The following is a 17,728-nucleotide window of genomic DNA, read 5'->3' as shown; positions in this document are numbered from 1 at the left end:
CCGGGCGCCCGGCGCCCGGCGGGACGACTTATTTGCGCGGTTCCGACTTGCCGTCGTAGCGGCGGGTCCACTCGGTCAGGATCCGGTCCCGGTTGGCAGCCGACCACTTCAGATCCTGCCTGACCAGCAACTGCTCGTAGTTGGCCGGAATCAGCGGATTCGGTCTGGCCACGCCCGGATAGGCGACAATGGCGAAATTTTTCTCGTACAACTCGTTGGCGCTGCGCGACGCCGACCAGTCGGCCAGCTTGCGCGCGGCCTCGAGGTTGCGGGTGCCCTTCATGATGGCGGTGGCTTCCACATCCCAGCCCAGGCCTTCCTTCGGGAACACCAGGTCGATCGGCGCCCCGCTCTCCTTGAGCTTGGCGGCGCGGTACTCGAAGGCGATGCCAATCGGGAACTCGCCGGCAGCGGCCTGCTTGCACGGCTTGGAACCGGAGTGGGTGTACTGGGCGATGTTGTCGTGCAGGCGGTCCATATAGGCCCAGCCGTCCTTCTCGCCGAACAGCTTCAGCCAGGCGGTCACGTCAAAGTAACCGGTCCCGCTGGAGGCCGGGTTCGGCATGACGATCCTGCCCTTGTACTCCGGCTTCAGCAGGTCTTTCCAGCTCGTCGGCTTGCGGATGCCCAGCCTGGCCGCCTCGACCGTGTTGAAGCACAGCGTCGCACCCCACACATCCATGCCGACCCAGTTCGGCGGACGGCTGGTGTCGACATAACGCGGTGTCAGCTTGTCGATCCCCTTTGGCGCATACGGCTGCAGCATGCCTTCCTTTTCCAGCACCAGCAGCGAGCTGGCGGCCACACCCATGACCACGTCGGCCTGCGGAGCCGCCTTCTCCGCCAGCAGCTTGGCGGTGATGATCCCGGTCGAGTCGCGCACCCACTTGATCTTCACATCGGGATAGTCGCTTTCAAAGCGGGCCTGGTAGGCCTTCAGCTGGTCGGCTTCGAGCGCGGTGTACACGGTCAGGGTCGTTGCGGCATGGGCGGTGCCGGCAAGCAGGGCGACCAGCGCGGCCAGCGGCATCAGGACGGGGCGGAATGGCATGGGAACTCCTCGTGGGTGGAATCGGCTGGCTGTCTTCCTGGCCAGCGCGATGCACTGTAGAGGGGTTGCGTTACATCGCCATGACGTCTAGATGACTTGTGTATCTCATTGAAAAGACACTAGTCGCCCCGGCGCATCACCACCATTTTCGACACCAGCCGCTGCACGACTTCGTCACGCTGGTTCCGCGTCACGCTTTCGACCGTGACGATGCCGCGGTCCGGTCGGGAACGCGACGGCACAATCCCGAGCACGGTGCTGTCGACATGCAGGACGTCGCCCGGCCGGGTCGGCTGCGGCCAGTGGATCTCGACGCCGGCGCCGATCAGGCCGCCGGACAGCGGCAGCCCGCTGGTCACCAGCAGGCGCATGGTGATGGCGGCGGTATGCCAGCCGCTGGCAGCCAGTCCGTCGAACAGGGTCAGTCGCGCAGCCTCTTCATCCAGATGGAACGGCTGCGGGTCGAACTGACCGGCAAAGGCCTTGATCTGCGCGACATCGATCGCGTGTTCGCCGCTGCGGAAGTGATCGCCGACAGCCAGATCTTCAAGGTGCAGTGCTACGGGGTCCGGAATCGTCATCGGGGGGCTCCATAAGGGAAAAAGGAAACGGAAACGTGCATCCGTTCCCGGTTGCCGGGTCGCAGGGCAGTCCGGGCGGCTATAATGCCGCCCTTTCAATGCCCTGCCGTGAAAGGAATCATGTCCGCTCTGCCCGCCTGCCCGCAATGTTCCCTGGAAAACACCTACCCTGACGCCGACAACTATGTGTGTGCCGACTGTGGCCATGAGTGGCCGATGGTGGCGCCCGCGTCCGCCGGGGAAGACTCGGCCGTCATCCGCGACGCCAATGGCAATGTGCTCGCCGACGGCGATGCCGTGGTGCTGATCAAGGATCTGAAGGTCAAGGGCTCGTCGATTACGCTGAAGATGGGCACCAAGGTCAAGAGCATCCGCCTGGTCGATGGCGACCACGAAGTCGACTGCCGGATGGATGCCGGCAATTTCATGCTGAAGGCCTGCTACCTGAAAAAAGTCTGACCGCCAGCGCGCCGGTCTCCCTGCGGAAGGCACCATTCTGGTGCCTTCCTGCCGTTTGGGCCTTTGCCGAGCCTTCTTCTGCCTTTGCTGGCGGGCACCGCCCGCCTGACCTGGCGCAAACCCGGTCCATCCAGTTTGAGAAATTTGTTAAAGGCTCTTAATATTTCACAATTCATTACAGAAGCATGACTTTTACGTCATGACAGAGAAATTCATGCCGCACCGCCTTTCCCTCAAGGCCCGCCTGATTCTGATGATCGTCAGCGTCGCGATTCTGGTCTGCATACTGGGCGGTCTGATGCTGCGCAGCATGCATGCACAGATGATGGAAGACCGAGAAACGGCCATTCGTGGCCAGGTCGAAAATGCCATCAGCCTGGTCGCCAGTTATGAAGCCCTGGCGGAAAAAAAGGAAATGAATGAAGCCGAGGCCCAGCGGCATGCGCTGCGGGCGCTGACCGGACTGCGCTTTGACGACAAGGAATATTTCTTCATCCTCGACAAGCGCCTGCAATGGATCGCCCACGGCGTGAATCCGAAGCTGATCGGCAAGAACATGCACGATGTCAGCGCCGCCGACGGCACCAATATGGGCACCCTGTTCGACAATACCCTGCGCGATGGCAATGGTCGCGGTCTGGTGTCCTTCGTCTGGGACAAGCCGGGCTCGTCCACGCCGCAGCCGAAACTGTCGTATATCCAGACCAGCCCGCGCTGGGGCTGGGTGGTCGGTACCGGTCTGTATATCGATGACATCAATACCGTGCTCAAGCGCCAGTTGCTCAGCATGGGCGGTCAGATGCTGCTGATCGTGCTGGTCACTGCCGCGCTCGGCCTGTACATCCTGAAGAGCGTGATGGGCCAGCTTGGCGCCGAACCGGCCGAAGCGGCCCGGGTGGTGCGTGAAATCGCGTCCGGCCGGCTGGATACCCGCGTGCCCTTGCGTGACGGCGACAGGACCAGTCTGATGGCCAGCATCAGTGACATGCGTGATCGCCTGCGCAGCATGGTTGGCGAGATCGTGTCCAGCGCCGACGAGCTGGCCACACTGACCGGCGAGATGGTCAGCGATACCGACACGGTGGCGCACAACTCGCTGCAGCAGAGCGAAAGCGCGACGTCGATGGCGGCCTTTATCGAGCAGATGACAGTCAGCATCAGCCAGATTTCCGATCATGCCCGCGAAGCGCGCCAGGTCTCCGAGGAGTCGGGCCAGCTGTCCGAACAGGGCGGCAGCGTGATCGCCCGCGCGGTCGGTGAAATGAAGGAAATCGGCGATGTCGTCGACCAGGCTGCCGGTCATATCGGTGAACTGGTCGACAAGACCCGCACCATCTCCAGCATCATGCAGGTGATTTCCGATATTGCCGACCAGACCAATCTGCTGGCGCTGAACGCGGCGATCGAAGCCGCCCGTGCCGGTGAACAGGGACGCGGCTTTGCCGTCGTCGCCGATGAAGTCCGCAAGCTGTCCGAGCGGACCGGCAAGGCCACGCAGGAGATCGCGGCCATGATCGATCAGGTCCAGCAGACATCCAGCCAGTCGCAGGAAACCATGGCCGAAGTCGTCAACCGGGTCCACACCGGTCGCGAGCTGGCCGAGGCCGGCGGTGACGCGATCGCCAGAATCCGTTCCAGTGCCGGCCAGGTGGTGACGGCCGTGCTGGACATTTCCCAGGCACTGAACGAGCAGGACTCGGCCAGCCAGGACATCGCCCGCAACGTGGAACGGATCGCCCAGGTCGCCAGCAGCAATGCCGACTCCGCCAACCTCGCCTCGACCACGGTCACGCGGGTCAGCGAACTGACCGATGGCCTGCGCAGCAGCGTCTCGCACTTCACCGTCTAGGCCGGCGCCCGGCCCCGGCATCAACTGGCGTTGAAGACCCGCAGCCGATGGCCGTCCGGGTCAACCGCCAGGAAGGTGTGGCCGAACGACATGTCGGTCAGCGGCTGCACGATGGTCAGTCCGCGCCGGATCCAGTCTTCATGCATCGCGCGGACGGCATCGACGCCCTCGACCGAGAAGGCCAGTTCCCCGGCGCCGGGCCCGGCCGCCGGTGCGGGCCGTACCGTGTGCCGGGACCACAGCCCGAGCATGGCACCGGAATCCAGCGCAAACAGCGCAAAGGTGGCCGACTGTTCGACCGGGGGCTTGCCAAGCAGATCGGCATAGAAGCCGGCACTGGCCGCCGGATTGTCCACGTACAGCAGGGTAAGGTTCGGGTCGGTCATGAGGATTCTCCACGGGTTGAAAAAATCGGTGCAGGGCGATGTCCCTGCCCGATGTCCGCCATGGTAAACACCCCCTGCTGACAGTTTCCGTCAGCAGCAAACCTCATTGTGTGGAAATGCCTTCGGTCTCGCGCCACGTTTTCAACAGCGTCTGACGCCGGCGTGGATAGCGCTGCCCGCTGTCGGCCAGCGCGATCATTCTGTCAGCCCGGAAATGACGAAAAGTCTGCCGCAGCTCGCACCAGGCGACCACGACCCGGGCGCGATCGAAATAACCGAGCGCAAACGGCCAGATGGTGCGTACCGACTCGGCGCCGCCGACATCCCGGTAACGGATCTCCAGCTTGTGCTCGGAGCGGATGGCCTGCCGGATCAGCGCCAGCCCGCCGTCCTCGGCCACGGTCGGCTGGCCAGGGCCGACCAGCAGGGCGGAGGCATCCAGCGTATCGCGCAGATCGGGCGGCAGGACGGCGGCGATCTTGGCCAGGGCATCACGGGCCGCAGCGCCCAGCCGCCTGTCACCGCGCTGTGCAACCCAGCGCGACCCCAGCACCAGCGCCTCGACCTCGTCCTCGGAAAACATCAGGGGCGGCAGCATGAAGCCGGGCTGCAGCACATAGCCGAGACCGGGTGCGCCGTCGATATGGGCGCCCTGCTCCTGCAGCGTGGCGATATCGCGGTACAGGGTGCGCAGGCTGATGCCGAGTTCCGCCGCCAGTCCGGCGCCGGTAACCGGATAGCGGTGCCGCCGCAATAACTGCATCAGATCCAGCAGGCGTTGGGAACGGGACACGGTCGATTTCTCCGGAGCGAAAGGCAGCCGACAGTATCGCAGGATAGCGCAGCAGGCTGTCGCCAGCCGCCAATCCAATATCCGGGTACATCATGCGCTGGCTGCACTCGCCCTCGCCTGCCAGCCGCCGCGTCTGTATGCAGGACGCAACAGCAGCGCCCGTTCCCGGTCGCGGGATTCGCGCCGGCCGACAATCGTCCCGTAGCCTGTCTCCTTCGATGGTCAGGCCCACCCGGGGCGAATGACCCGTCACGGAGAACTTGCGAATGGGCAGTGCCTGCCTGAGAAAAATCACTTTGGCGTGCGGCCTCGCCATGATCGGCCCCGCCTTGTCCGCGTGCGATTCCGCGGACAAACCGGTCGCCGTGATCCGCATCGGCACGACGCCGAATGACCCGCTGATGCTGGAAGTCGCGCGGGACAAGAAAATACTGCACCTGCTGTTCGATACCGGCTCGGCCGGCACGGTCATGGACCTGGACCTTGCCCACCGGCATCTGCAACCGCTGTCGGGCAGCGAGCGGCTGCAGCATGACGGCCTGCCGGACACGGTGGGCGGTCTGTATGGCGAGCTGCCGGTCACCTATTTCAGATCCCGGCCGCTCCGCTATCAGGAGTGGGACATCCCGCAGGCCGACATCACGCCGGCGATCAGCATGAGCGCAACGGCCGTCGCCCTGGGGCGCCCGGTGGACGGCGTGATCGGCATGCCGGCCATCTCGAAGCAGACCTGGGTATGGGAACGCCAGCTCGGCAGCCTGATGGGATACCGCCGCCTGCCGCCGGCATTCTCAGGCCAGCCGGGCGGCATGTCATGCACGGCGCTCGGCACCAGCTCCAGCGGTGCGGCGGTCGTGCGGGTCGAGGTCGCCGGCAAGCCGAGCTGGTTCGCGCTGGATACCGGCTATACCGGCGACCTCAGCGGCAGCCTGTCGCGCCAGGACCTCGATCAACTGCGTGAGCTGCAGCAGATCGGCAAGGAAGTGGTGTACCGCGGCACCCTGGGCCAGGACGGAACGCCGGCGGGGCCGCGCGCGCTGGCCCGGGTCAAGGACATCGTTATTGCCGGCCATCATTTTGACGGCCTTGCTTTTCAGGAAACGGACGGTGCGTCCCGCTTCGGCCTGGCCTTCCTGCACAAGCTGGAGCGCGCACTGCTCGATTTCGCCGGTGAGCGCTTCTGCTTCACCCCGCCAGCGACGCCGATGCCCGACCGGCTGCCGTCACAGCAGGAGCTCGACGACAGGGCCGCGGGGAAGAAACTCCCCGCGGCCGGCCTTCAGGCAGTAAAATGAATGCTCGAAATTTGATCCACGACAACTCGTTTCATTCATTTAAGGTGTAGCCATGAACGCACTGACTGTCCTGAAGCTTCTGATTGCCGCCGTTGTTTCCGTATCCTGCCTGCTGGTGATCCCGGTTGCCAATGCCTTTGTCCGGGTGAAATCCGACGAGCTGGTCTGCCTGCAAAGCGGCAAGCAGCCCAGCACCATCGCGGCGCTGGAAGCCTGCCAGGCCCGCACGCCGAAGGCGCGCGTCTGATCCGGTTGCCCGCCCGCTAGCGATTGTATTTGCGGGCCGAGCCATAGAAGGCATCTACCGGGTACCTGGCGGCGTTGCCTGCCATCTTGTCATGGCAGGCCGCTTCCAGGTCAACCCCCAGCCGGTCGGCCAGCCGCAGCAGGTACAGGGTGATATCGGCCATTTCCTCACGCACCCGCCTGGCCTGCCCGGCCTCGGCCATCACGTTTTCAGCCTGCTCCGGCGTCAGCCACTGAAATTCCTCGACCAGTTCCGCGCATTCGACCGACAGGGCCATGACCAGATTTTTCGGATTGTGAAACTGGCTCCAGTTGCGTGCTTCTGCAAAGTCATCAAGCGCACGCTGCAGTTTTTCGACGTCCATGCTGCCATTCCCTGTCGCCTGACGGCGGATAAAGCTACAGTATATAGCTGGCGGCAGCCTGGAATACCTGCACCGAATGGGTGACCGGCACATTGGGGAAACTCAGGTCGATGACGATATTCCAGTTACCGCCGTTCGGGACTACCAAGCGGGTTTCCAGTCGTGCAGTTTCGTCACCAAGATACTGATAGCGCCGGCCGGATTCGAAGGCGCGAAAATTGGGATCGTCAATGAGTTTGACCTTGCTCTTGTGCGAGCAGCGAACAACGACCGCGTCCCCCTGATTCAGACTGCGGCGTTGATGAAAAAACTCCATTTGGCCTTCCTTTCCACAGGTTTTCTCGCGAATACAATACCGGCCACATTGTTTTGACCGGCAGTGGATCAGTGCTTTCCGGTACTGCGGGGCGGGACTCTACCGGCATTGGCTGCGCCACGTTCTGCGCCAGCGCAAGCCCGTGACAAAGTCATGCCGCGAGCGATTTTCCGGGTCTGCACCAGACCGGAGCACGCACAGGTGCTACCCTGTCCAGGTACCCGAACATTTACGCAAAAGAAAGACACCACATGACCCGCAACCCGATCAGCTTCCTGCTGCTGGAAGATGCCCTTGAAGTCATCAGCAAGCAGGAACTCAGCGAACTCTTCGGCGAGGATTTCCTGCTGCCGGAAGGCTTCCCCGTTCCGGCCCAGGGCGACCTGCTGTATTTCTACCCGGATGACCAGCCGGTGGAACTGATTGTCGTCGAACGCCGCTTCGCACTGACGTCCAATGGCAGCAAGCTGATTCTCGCCCTTGGCGTGCCGGAAGACGAAGCACCGCAGTAAGCACTCTCATCACGCGGGCGGCAGCTTGCTGACCCGCGCGAGCCAGCGGTCCAGCTGCCCGGCAAACGCCTTGCCGTCACGGGCGCTGTACGGGTCCGGTCCCCCGGTCTCGATACCGCTTGCCCGCAACTGCTCCATCACCGCACGCAGGGTCAGCCGCTCGGCGATCGTGCCGGCATCGAACCACTCTCCACGCGGGTCGAGCACCTGTGCGCCCTTCTCCAGCGCACCGGCCGCCAGTGGAATATCGGCGGTAATGACCAGATCGCCGGCCTCGGCCAGCTCGACAATGCGCTGATCGGCCACATCGAAGCCTGCCGGCACCTGCATGGCCCGCACATGGCGTGAAGGCGGCGTGCGCAACAATCGGTTTGCCACCAGCGTGACCGTCACCTGCGACCGTTCCGCTGCCCGGAACAGCATGTCCTTGACCACGACCGGACAGGCATCCGCATCGACCCAGATCTGCATGCCATACTTTCGTCTATAAAGAGTGACATGATACCGCCGAACGCTTCGGCTTCCTGTTTGTTCCAATTTCACCGCCGCCGGCAACGCCAGGCGCAATCAAATGCCAGTATTGACGGAATTTCATGCAGAAAGCACGTCTTCACCCCAAATCACGTCCCGGATTGACAGTCCGTGCCGCCAGCAGGAACAACGCCAGCACATTCAATTATCAATGGCGGAAAGTACGCGGATTTATCCCGCGCCAGCACTTTGACATGGAAATCCGCCTTCCAGATACTCGCTGATACTGACCGGCCTTTCAGAGCCGGCCGCAGAACCCGAAGATTCGCATAATCAGGAGTTGTACCCATGCAAGCACGCCGCCTCTTGCTCGCGTCCGCCGTCGCGGTCGCCTTGACCGCCTGCGGTCAGAAAGCCGAACAACCGAAGGACCAGGCCGCCGCCGCGCCCGCCGAAACCGTGGTCAAGATCGGCCATGCCGCCCCGCTGTCCGGCCCGATCGGCCATATCGGCAAGGATACCGAGTACGGCGTCGCCATTGCGCTGGACGAAGCCAACGCCGAACACCTGACCATTGGCGGTCAGAAGGTGAAGTTCGAAATGGTCAGCGAAGACGACCAGGGCGACCCGAAGGCCGCCACCCAGGTTGCCCAGCGCTTTGTCGACCAGAAGATTGCCGGCATCGTCGGCCACCTGACTTCCGGCCCGACCATCACCGCATCCAAGATCTACGCTGACGCCGGCATCCCGCAGATCACGCCGTCGTCGACCAACCCGGCCTACACCGCCCAGGGCTTCAAGACCGCGTTCCGACTGATCGCCGACGACTCCCAGCAGGGCAAGGCCATCGCCAATTACGTGGTGAACAAGCTCGGCATGAAGAAGCTGGCCATCATCGATGACCGCACCGCCTACGGCCAGGGTCTGGCCGACGAGTTCGAGAAAGCCGCCAAGGCGCTCGGTGCCGACATCGTCAAACGCGAGTTCACCAACGACAAGGCGACCGACTTCACCGCCATCCTGACCTCGATCAAGGGCGTGAACCCGGATGCAATCTTCTACGGCGGCATGGATGCCCAGGGCGGCCCGATGGCGCGCCAGATGCAGAAGCTCGGCATCAAGTCGCGCCTGATCGGCGGCGACGGCCTGCAATCGCCGGTGTTCCTGCAACTGGCCGGCGATGCAGCCGAAGGCCAGTTCTCGACCCAGGCCGGTGCCCCGAAGGACCAGCAGCCGGGCTATACCGCCTTTGCCGACAAGCTGAAGGCCAAGTACAAGCAGGAAATCCAGATGTACGCGACTTATGCGTACGACTCGGCCAAGGTGCTGATCGAAGCGATGAAGAAAGCCGATTCGGTCGATCCGGCCAAATACCTGCCTGCCTTGGCACAAACCCAATATAGCGGTGCCACCGGCGACATTGCCTTCGACAACAAGGGCGACCGCAAGAACGCTGCCGTGACCGTCTATCAGGTCAAGGCCGGCAAATGGGAAGTGGTGGACGTGGTGGGCGGCAGTGCAGCAAATGCACCGGAAAAGAGCCAATAACTGTTCCATACTGATAATTAAAGAAAAAAAACGGCACTATAAAAGTGCCGTTTTTTCTTTTCCGAATCGCTGAAAAATAGTGCAAAAAGCGCGTTGACACTCGCAAATGCCGTAACCATAATCAAAAACGCTATGGTGTGAGAACGCGGTTACCCAAAAGTAAATAACACGCGATTCATCGCCTAGACAAAATCAGAAACTTTGCAAAACGATCAGGGGAAACACTTTCATGAACTATGCGCGTCTGAGTTTGATTGCCGCCGCCATTGCCACGCTGGCCGCCTGCGGTCAAAAGACCGAAGCACCGAAAGCTGCCGACCAGGGCAGCGCCGCACCGGCGGCGGCGGAAGAAACCGTCGTCAAGATCGGTACCGTGGCCCCGCTGACCGGCCCGATCGCCCACCTCGGCAAGGACATCGAGTCGGGCGTCAAGCTGGCGGTCGATGAAATCAATGCCGAAGGCACGACCATCGACGGCAAGAAGGTGAAGTTCGAAGTCGAATCGGAAGACGACCAGGCCGACCCGAAGATCGCTACCCAGGTCGCCCAGCGCCTGGTCGACAAGAAGGTCGTCGGCATCATCGGCCACCTGAACTCGGGCACGTCGATTCCGGCCTCGAAGATCTATGCCGACGCCGGTATTCCGCAGGTCTCCCCTGCCTCGACCAACCCCGGCTACACCACGCAGGGTTTCAAGACCACCTACCGTGACATCGCCAACGACGTCCAGCAGGGCAAGGCGCTGGGCGCATTTGCCGTCGACAAGCTGGCCGCCAAGACCGTGGCCGTCATTGACGACCGCACCGCCTATGGTCAGGGCATTGCCGACGAGTTCGTCAAGGCGGCGGAAGCCAAGGGCGCCAAGGTCGTCAAGCGCGAGTTCACCACCAACACCGCCACCGACTTCATGGCCATCCTGACCTCGATCAAGGGGGCGAAGCCGGACCTGGTGTTCTACGGCGGCATGGATGCCCAGGGCGGCCCGCTGGCCAAGCAGATGAACAAGCTCGGCATGAAGAGCAAGCTGCTCGGCGCCGACGGCCTGCAGTCGCCGGAGTTCCTGAAGCTGGCCGGCGATACCGCCGAGGGCGTGTACGCGTCGTCGGTCGGCATGCCGAAGGACAAGATGCCGGGCTTCGCGTCGTTCAACGAGAAGTTCGCGGCCAAGTATGGCGAAGTCCAGATCTACTCGCCGTATGCCTATGACGCAACCAAGCTGCTGGTGGCCGCCATGAAGCGCGCGAACTCGACCGACCCGGCCAAGTACATCGCCGAGCTGCCGAAGACCGACTACAAGGGCGTGACCGGCACCATCGCCTTCGACGACAAGGGCGACATCAAGAACGGCGCCGTGACCGTGTTCCAGGTCAAGGGCGGCAAGTGGGAAACGCTGGAAACCGTGGGCGGCGACGCCCCGGCCAAGTAAGGGTTGCCTGAAGCCGACATCATCGGCTGACTGAGGTAAGATAAGGTCGACATGGCATGAGCATGACGCATGCGGTGTCCGACCTTCGAACGGAAACCCGCCGTTCGACGGCGCCGGCAGCAACCGGCGCCGTTTTCATTACCGACTGGAGAACTGATGTCTGCCATCGAACTGCCGGATTGCGTCGAAGTCCTGACTGGCCCGTCGCCAGCACACAGTGTCATCTGGTTGCATGGACTGGGTGCCGACGGACACGATTTCGAGCCGGTGGTGCCCGCGCTGATCCGCCCCGGCCTGCCGGTGATCCGTTTCGTGTTTCCCCATGCGCCGCTGATCCCGGTCACACTGAACAACGGCCATGTCATGCGCGCCTGGTACGACATCCTGTCCATTGATGGCGATCAGCGCCAGGTCGACCTGCAGGGCATCCTGCACACCCGCGAGCTGGTCAATGCCCTGATCGAACAGGAGAAGGCCCGTGGCGTGCCGAGCGGCAATATCGTGCTGGCCGGCTTCTCGCAGGGCGGCGTCATTGCCTACATGGCCGGCCTCAGCCATGACGAGCGTCTGGCCGGCGTCATCGGCCTGTCGACCTACCTGCCCGACCGCAGCTGGCTGGCGGCCAACCGCAGCCCGCTGAACCTGTCCACGCCGGTATTCGCCGGCCATGGCGACGACGACGATGTCGTCCCGTCCAGCCTCGGTCGCACAGCGGCAGACGCACTGCTGGCGGCAGGCTACCCGCTGCAATGGCATTCGTACCCGATGCCGCACACGGTCTGCCCGGAAGAGCTGGACGACATTGCCGACTTCCTGCTGGCCGTGCTGCGCTGATTCCCCCCGGCCAGCCTGAAAAAAATCCCCGCCACGGTGATCCGTGACGGGGATTTTGCCTGTCGCCGGCGCCCGGAGGCGTCTGGCACTGGCCAGCAGCTTACAGCAGGCCGCGCAGCGACTTCTTGCGATCCTGCTCGTTCAGGAAACGCTTGCGGATACGGATCGACTGCGGGGTGATTTCCACCAGTTCGTCGTCGTCGATGAACTCGACGGCGTATTCCAGCGTCAGGCGGATCGGCGTGGTCAGACGCACGGCTTCGTCGGTACCCGACGCGCGCACGTTGGTCAGCTTCTTGCCCTTGATCGGGTTGACCACCAGGTCGTTTTCACGCGAGTGAATGCCGATGATCATGCCTTCGTACAGGCGCTCGCCCGGGACCACGAACATGCGGCCGCGATCTTCCAGGTTCCACAGCGCATAGGCCACGGCTTCGCCGTTTTCCTGGCTGATCAGCACGCCGTTGCGACGTCCCGGCATGTCGGCCTTCATCGGTGCGTATTCGTCGAACACGTGGGCCATCAGGCCGGTGCCGCGGGTCATGGTCAGGAACTCGCCCTGGAAACCGATCAGGCCACGGGCCGGGATGCGGTATTCGAGGCGGGTACGGCCATTGCCGTCACTGACCATGTCCTGCAGTTCGCCGCGACGGCGACCGAGTTCTTCCATCACGCCACCCTGGGTGTCGTCTTCGACATCCACGGTCAGCATTTCATACGGCTCGCACTTCACGCCGTCGATTTCCTTGACCACAACACGCGGCTTGGACACCGAAAGTTCGTAACCTTCACGACGCATGTTTTCCAGCAGGATGGTCAGGTGAAGTTCACCACGGCCGGAAACCAGGAACACGTCGGCATCGCCGGTGTCCTCGACGCGCAGCGCGACGTTGGTCAGCAGTTCCTTCTGCAGGCGGTCACGCAGCTGGCGCGAGGTCACGAACTTGCCTTCGGTGCCGGCCAGCGGGCTGGAGTTCACCTGGAAGTTCATGGTCAGCGTCGGTTCGTCCACGCTCAGCATCGGCAGCGCTTCCGGGTTTTCCCGGTCGCACAGGGTGACGCCGATACCGATATCCTCGATACCGTTGATCAGCACGATGTCGCCGGCTTCAGCCTGATCGACCAGCACGCGCTCAAGGCCCTGGAAGCCGAGCACCTGGTTGATCTTGGCGGTCTTCGGCGTACCGTCGACACCGGCCATGACCACGACCTGCTGGCCCGGCTTGACGCGGCCGCGGGCGATACGGCCCACACCGATGCGACCGGTGTAGGTCGAGTAGTCGAGCGCGGAGATCTGCAGTTGCAGCGGTTCGTCCGGGTTGCCCTTCGGCGGTTCGACGTGGCGCAGAATGGTTTCGAACAGCGGACGCAGGTCGTCGGACTCGTCGGCGAGTTCCAGCTTGGCGAAGCCGTTCAGGCCCGAGGCATACACCACCGGGAAGTCGAGCTGTTCTTCGGTCGCGCCGAGCTTGTCGAACAGGTCGAAGGTCTGGTCGATCACCCAGTTCGGACGGGCGCCCGGACGGTCGATCTTGTTGATCACCACAATCGGCTTCAGCCCCAGTGCCAGCGCTTTCTTGGTCACGAAGCGCGTTTGCGGCATCGGGCCTTCCTGCGCGTCGACCAGCAGCACGACACCGTCCACCATGCCCAGCACGCGTTCCACTTCACCACCGAAGTCGGCGTGTCCCGGGGTGTCGACGATATTGATATGGGTGCCGTTGTAATCAACGGCGGTGTTCTTGGCCAGAATGGTAATGCCGCGTTCACGCTCGAGATCGTTCGAGTCCATGACGCGCTCGGCGATGTGCTGGTTGTCGCGGAAGGTGCCTGCCTGATGCAGCAGCTTGTCGACCAGCGTGGTTTTGCCGTGGTCGACGTGAGCAATGATGGCGATGTTGCGGAGATTGCGGGACATGGGTTTTAAGGAGCAATTCGGTCTCGGAAAGACAGGAATTGTATCAGCATTGCCCCGCAGGTTCATAACTGATTGTTTTATATTGGCTATGCATGTTACCCGGGCGGGCGGGCCCGCCGCCCGCCCGGGTATCCCGCTTTTCCGGCCTATTTCGACCAGGTATCGCGCAGGCTGACGGTGCGGTTGAACACCACGCGCTCACCCGGTACATGGTCGATACGGTCGGTAACAAAATAACCGACGCGTTCGAACTGGTAACGCGTCTCCGGCTCGGCCGTTTTCACGCAGGCTTCGATAAAGCCGGTCACCGTGCGCAGCGATGCCGGATTCAGGAACCGGGTGAAATCGACATACTGGCCGTCCTCGCCGCGCACCGCATCCGGACGCTCTTCGGTGAACAGGCGGTCGTACAGCCGCACCTCGGCCTCGACCGCGTGCCCGGCGCTGACCCAGTGGATCACACCCTTGACCTTGCGACCGACCGGGTTCTGACCCAGCGTATCCGGGTCGATCGAGCACTTGAGTTCAACCACGCGGCCGTCGGCGTCCTTGATCACCTCGTCGCACTTGATCACGTAGCTGTAGCGCAGGCGGACTTCGCCGCCCGGCGTCAGCCGCTGCCACTTCGGCGGCGGCACTTCGGCGAAATCGTCGCGGTCGATCCAGATCTCGCGCGAGATCGGCACGTCGCGCTCGCCGAACTCGGGATGATGCGGATGGAACGGCGCGCTGCGCGATGCGGTCACGCCGTCCTGGAAATTGCTCAGCGTGACCTTGATCGGGTCCAGCACCGCCATCACCCGCGGCGACGCATTTTCCAGGTCTTCCCGCACGGCGCCTTCCAGCACCGACAGGTCGACCACGTTCTCGCTCTTGGAAATGCCGATCCGCTGCGCGAACAGGCGAATCCCGCCCGGCGTGTAGCCACGGCGACGCATGCCGGAAATGGTCGGCATGCGCGGATCGTCCCAGCCGCCGACCAGGCCTTCGGTCACCAGCTGGTTCAGCTTGCGCTTGGAGGTCATGGTCGACAGCAGTTCCAGTCGCGAGAACTCGATCTGCTGCGGGTGATGTTCGATATCGAGATTGTCGAGCACCCAGTCGTACAGCGGACGGTGGTCTTCGAACTCCAGCGTGCACAGCGAGTGGGTAATGCCTTCGATCGCGTCGGAGATGCAGTGCGTGTAGTCGTACATCGGGTAGATGCACCACGTGTCGCCGGTCCGGTGATGGTGGGCACGACGGATGCGGTAGATCACCGGGTCGCGCAGGTTCACGTTGCCCGACGCCATGTCGATCTTCAGCCGCAGCGTCTTGGCGCCATCGGCAAACTCGCCGGCCCGCATGCGACGGAACAGGTCGAGGTTTTCCTCGACCGAACGCGTGCGGTACGGGCTTTCGCGCCCCGGGCTGGTCAGCGAGCCGCGGTATTCGCGCATCTGTTCGGCGTTCAGGTCATCGACAAACGCCTTGCCGGCCATGATCAGCGCTTCGGCGTACTGGTACAGCTGCTCGAAATAGTCGGAAGCGAACCGGACCGCGCCGTCCCAGTGGAAACCGAGCCAGGTGATGTCACGCTGGATCGCCTGCACGTATTCGTCGTTTTCCTTCTCGGGATTGGTATCGTCCATGCGCAGCTTGCAGCTGCCGCCGAACTCGTCGGCAATGCCGAAGTTCAGGCAGATCGACTTGGCGTGCCCGACGTGCAGATAACCGTTCGGTTCGGGCGGGAAACGGGTGGCGACATGGTCACGCTTGCCGCTTTCCAGGTCCGCCTCGATGATGGATTTGATGAAATGCTTCACCTCCGGCGTGGCCGGGGCGGAATGGTCATTGTGGCTCATGGCTTCGATAATCAACGTCAATGGGCGCAGCGCCAGGGTGGCGCTGTGCGAAATACGGAATGGCTGTGATTGTAACGGATTCCCTTCCGGCGCGAGCGACCGTGCCGGAAGGGGGGTCAGTCGCCGGCGCCCACCTCCATGTGGAACGCCGCCAGCGCCGCGCTGCGGTTGGGGAAAAAGCGCAGGCCGGTCTGGTCCGGCGTCACGCCGTGCGTGCTCATGCGGCTCATGAATTCCCCCATGCGCCCGGCCATCGCCAGCACTACGCCCTTCTCGGCCAGCGCCTTGCACAGCTCGCCGACCGCCAGGGCCCCGGTATAGTCGACATCGCCGATCGACAGCGCGTCGATCACCACCCAGCGCACCGGCGCGTCGGCCCGCTCGACCAGCTCCAGCACCCGGCGGCGGAAGTAGTCGGCATTGAAAAAGATCAGCGGCGACTCGAAACGGAACAGCATCAGCCCAGGCACACTGCGCGCGTTCGGATAGTCGGTCAGTTCGTAGAAGCCGTCACTGCCCGGCATGCGGCCCAGCAGGTGATCGGCCGGCCGCGACACCTTGAGCAGAAAGCGCAGCAGCGCCAGCGTCACCGCAAGTACGATGCCCGGCATCACGCCGATCAGCAGCACGCCGACCAGCGTGATCAGCCCGATATGGAATTCGGCCCGGTCGATGCGTCGCAGCAGCAGCAGCCCCGGCAGGTTCATCAGGCCGATCGCCGACGCCACCAGAATGGCGCCCAGCGACGCGATCGGCAGCCAGGCCAGCACCGGCGTAAACAGCAGCAGCACTACCAGAATGGCGGCAGCGGCCACCAGCGACACCATGCGTGTCTGGCCACCGGCCGCATCGTTGACGGCGGTGCGCGAGTCCGCACCGCTGATGGCAAAGCCCTGCGACATCGCCGACACCACATTGGCCACGCCGAGGGCGCGGAATTCGCGGTCGGCGTCGATGTCGTAGCCGTTCTTGGCCGCAAAGCTGCGGCCGGTCAGCATGGCGCTGGAAAAGCTGATCAGCGCCAGCGCCGCCGCGGCCGGGACCAGCGTGCCGAGCGCTTCGTGCGGCATGGCCGGCCAGCGCAGCGGCGGGAAGCCGGCCTGCACCACGCCGACCAGCGACACGCCGTAGCGCGACAGGTCCATGCCCCAGGACAGCGCGGTCGCCGCCACCATCGCCACCAGTGCCGCCGGTGAGCGCGGCCAGCGCCGCGCCACCCACGCATAGATCAGCAGCGTGAACGCCGACACCCCGAGCGTCACCAGGCTGGCCGATGACCACTGCCGGTACAGCGACAGCAACTGCCCGATCGCATCCTTGCCGGTCAGCGACAGGCCGCTGACCTTGCCCAGCTGGCCGATGATGATGTTGATCGCCACCCCGTTCAGCAGCCCGGCCAGAATCGGCCGGGACAGGAAGTCAGCCAGAAAGCCGAGCCGGAAACGGCTCGCCAGCAGGCAGAACAGCCCGGTAAACAGCGTCAGCGAAATGGCCAGCGACTGATACAGCGCGGCATTGCCGGCCGCCAGCGGAATCAGCGTGGCCGAAATCATCGCGCAGGTGGCGGCGTCCGGCCCGACGATCAGCTGCCGCGACGAACCGAACAGCGCATACACCACCATCGGCAGCATCGAACTGTACAGACCGGCCACCGGACTGAAACCGGCCAGCTGCGCATAGGCAACGCCGACCGGCAGCGCCACGGCGGCGACCGACAGGCCAGCGGCCAGATCCTGGCGCCAGGCCGAACGCGGATAGGCCAGCAGCTCGGGCAGGCCCGGCATCCAGCGGGACAGTCTGACTCGCCAGCGGCGTCCGGTCATGACCAGCACCG

Annotated in this window: 18 protein-coding genes; 8 read left to right on the top strand and 10 right to left on the bottom strand. The window is 63.5% G+C overall.

All coding sequences use genetic code 11. The features are described from left to right. Positions 1-28: 28 nt before the first annotated feature. Positions 29-1,051: a putative 2-aminoethylphosphonate ABC transporter substrate-binding protein gene (locus ACYVG8_RS07835; RefSeq protein WP_107889840.1), complete on the bottom strand. Its 1,023-nt coding sequence runs from the start codon at positions 1,049-1,051 to the stop codon at positions 29-31. Positions 1,052-1,170: 119 nt separating this feature from the next. After that, positions 1,171-1,632 carry a MaoC family dehydratase gene (locus tag ACYVG8_RS07830; protein ID WP_028499159.1) on the bottom strand — a complete coding sequence of 154 codons (462 nt, stop codon included), beginning with the start codon at positions 1,630-1,632 and terminating at the stop codon, positions 1,171-1,173. Positions 1,633-1,752: 120 nt separating this feature from the next. On the opposite strand from ACYVG8_RS07830, the gene ACYVG8_RS07825 reads away from it, so the two are divergent. Continuing rightward, positions 1,753-2,091 carry a zinc ribbon domain-containing protein YjdM gene (locus ACYVG8_RS07825; protein WP_028499158.1) on the top strand — a complete coding sequence of 113 codons (339 nt, stop codon included), beginning with the start codon at positions 1,753-1,755 and terminating at the stop codon, positions 2,089-2,091. Between the two features lie 214 nt (positions 2,092-2,305). Then, positions 2,306-3,940 carry a methyl-accepting chemotaxis protein gene (locus ACYVG8_RS07820; RefSeq protein ID WP_028499157.1) on the top strand — a complete coding sequence of 545 codons (1,635 nt, stop codon included), beginning with the start codon at positions 2,306-2,308 and terminating at the stop codon, positions 3,938-3,940. A 20-nt stretch (positions 3,941-3,960) separates the two neighbouring features. Here ACYVG8_RS07820 and ACYVG8_RS07815 read toward each other — a convergent pair whose 3' ends face one another. Then, complete coding sequence (locus ACYVG8_RS07815) at positions 3,961-4,326, bottom strand: VOC family protein (protein WP_028499156.1); 366 nt, start codon at positions 4,324-4,326, stop codon at positions 3,961-3,963. A gap of 103 nt (positions 4,327-4,429) precedes the next feature. Next, entirely contained in the window at positions 4,430-5,119 is a 690-nt protein-coding gene (locus ACYVG8_RS07810; RefSeq protein WP_028499155.1) for a helix-turn-helix transcriptional regulator, read from the bottom strand. A gap of 314 nt (positions 5,120-5,433) precedes the next feature. On the opposite strand from ACYVG8_RS07810, the gene ACYVG8_RS07805 reads away from it, so the two are divergent. Both ACYVG8_RS07805 and ACYVG8_RS07800 read left to right on the top strand, forming a co-directional pair. Then, positions 5,434-6,414 (top strand): pepsin/retropepsin-like aspartic protease family protein, encoded by a 981-nt coding sequence (locus tag ACYVG8_RS07805; RefSeq protein WP_460745319.1) that lies wholly within the window; start codon positions 5,434-5,436, stop codon positions 6,412-6,414. 52 nt (positions 6,415-6,466) lie between these two features. Then, positions 6,467-6,661, top strand: a complete 195-nt coding sequence (locus tag ACYVG8_RS07800) for a hypothetical protein (RefSeq protein WP_028499153.1) — start codon at positions 6,467-6,469, stop codon at positions 6,659-6,661. A gap of 16 nt (positions 6,662-6,677) precedes the next feature. On the opposite strand, the gene ACYVG8_RS07795 is transcribed toward ACYVG8_RS07800, so the two are convergent. Both ACYVG8_RS07795 and ACYVG8_RS07790 read right to left on the bottom strand, forming a co-directional pair. Beyond that, entirely contained in the window at positions 6,678-7,025 is a 348-nt protein-coding gene (locus tag ACYVG8_RS07795; protein WP_028499152.1) for a nucleotide pyrophosphohydrolase, read from the bottom strand. Between the two features lie 34 nt (positions 7,026-7,059). After that, complete coding sequence (locus ACYVG8_RS07790) at positions 7,060-7,341, bottom strand: DUF1883 domain-containing protein (protein WP_028499151.1); 282 nt, start codon at positions 7,339-7,341, stop codon at positions 7,060-7,062. A gap of 251 nt (positions 7,342-7,592) precedes the next feature. On the opposite strand from ACYVG8_RS07790, the gene ACYVG8_RS07785 reads away from it, so the two are divergent. Further along, the gene (locus ACYVG8_RS07785; RefSeq protein WP_028499150.1) at positions 7,593-7,853 is read left to right on the top strand and encodes a hypothetical protein; all 261 of its coding nucleotides are present in this window, start codon (positions 7,593-7,595) and stop codon (positions 7,851-7,853) included. A 9-nt stretch (positions 7,854-7,862) separates the two neighbouring features. Here ACYVG8_RS07785 and ACYVG8_RS07780 read toward each other — a convergent pair whose 3' ends face one another. Then, positions 7,863-8,324 carry a YaiI/YqxD family protein gene (locus ACYVG8_RS07780; protein WP_028499149.1) on the bottom strand — a complete coding sequence of 154 codons (462 nt, stop codon included), beginning with the start codon at positions 8,322-8,324 and terminating at the stop codon, positions 7,863-7,865. 348 nt (positions 8,325-8,672) lie between these two features. Between ACYVG8_RS07780 and ACYVG8_RS07775 the strand changes: the two genes are divergently transcribed. The 3 genes from ACYVG8_RS07775 (at position 8,673) to ACYVG8_RS07765 (ending at position 12,132) form a co-directional block, all read left to right on the top strand. Continuing rightward, positions 8,673-9,872, top strand: coding sequence for a branched-chain amino acid ABC transporter substrate-binding protein (locus ACYVG8_RS07775; protein WP_028499148.1), 1,200 nt, complete (start codon positions 8,673-8,675; stop codon positions 9,870-9,872). A gap of 229 nt (positions 9,873-10,101) precedes the next feature. Then, positions 10,102-11,298, top strand: a complete 1,197-nt coding sequence (locus tag ACYVG8_RS07770; RefSeq protein ID WP_460745318.1) for a branched-chain amino acid ABC transporter substrate-binding protein — start codon at positions 10,102-10,104, stop codon at positions 11,296-11,298. A gap of 156 nt (positions 11,299-11,454) precedes the next feature. Beyond that, positions 11,455-12,132: an alpha/beta hydrolase gene (locus ACYVG8_RS07765; RefSeq protein ID WP_199905475.1), complete on the top strand. Its 678-nt coding sequence runs from the start codon at positions 11,455-11,457 to the stop codon at positions 12,130-12,132. A gap of 100 nt (positions 12,133-12,232) precedes the next feature. Here ACYVG8_RS07765 and typA read toward each other — a convergent pair whose 3' ends face one another. From typA to ACYVG8_RS07750, 3 genes are all read right to left on the bottom strand, one after another. Further along, entirely contained in the window at positions 12,233-14,050 is a 1,818-nt protein-coding gene (gene typA, locus ACYVG8_RS07760; RefSeq protein ID WP_028499145.1) for a translational GTPase TypA, read from the bottom strand. Between the two features lie 146 nt (positions 14,051-14,196). Continuing rightward, the gene (locus ACYVG8_RS07755) at positions 14,197-15,894 is read right to left on the bottom strand and encodes a glutamine--tRNA ligase/YqeY domain fusion protein (RefSeq protein WP_028499144.1); all 1,698 of its coding nucleotides are present in this window, start codon (positions 15,892-15,894) and stop codon (positions 14,197-14,199) included. 116 nt (positions 15,895-16,010) lie between these two features. Next, positions 16,011-17,717 (bottom strand): SulP family inorganic anion transporter, encoded by a 1,707-nt coding sequence (locus ACYVG8_RS07750; RefSeq protein ID WP_460745317.1) that lies wholly within the window; start codon positions 17,715-17,717, stop codon positions 16,011-16,013. Positions 17,718-17,728 lie beyond the last annotated feature (11 nt).

Source organism: Microvirgula curvata, from assembly GCF_054781615.1.
Note: the sequence above shows the minus strand (reverse complement) of the source record. Positions and strands in the feature narration are given on the sequence as shown.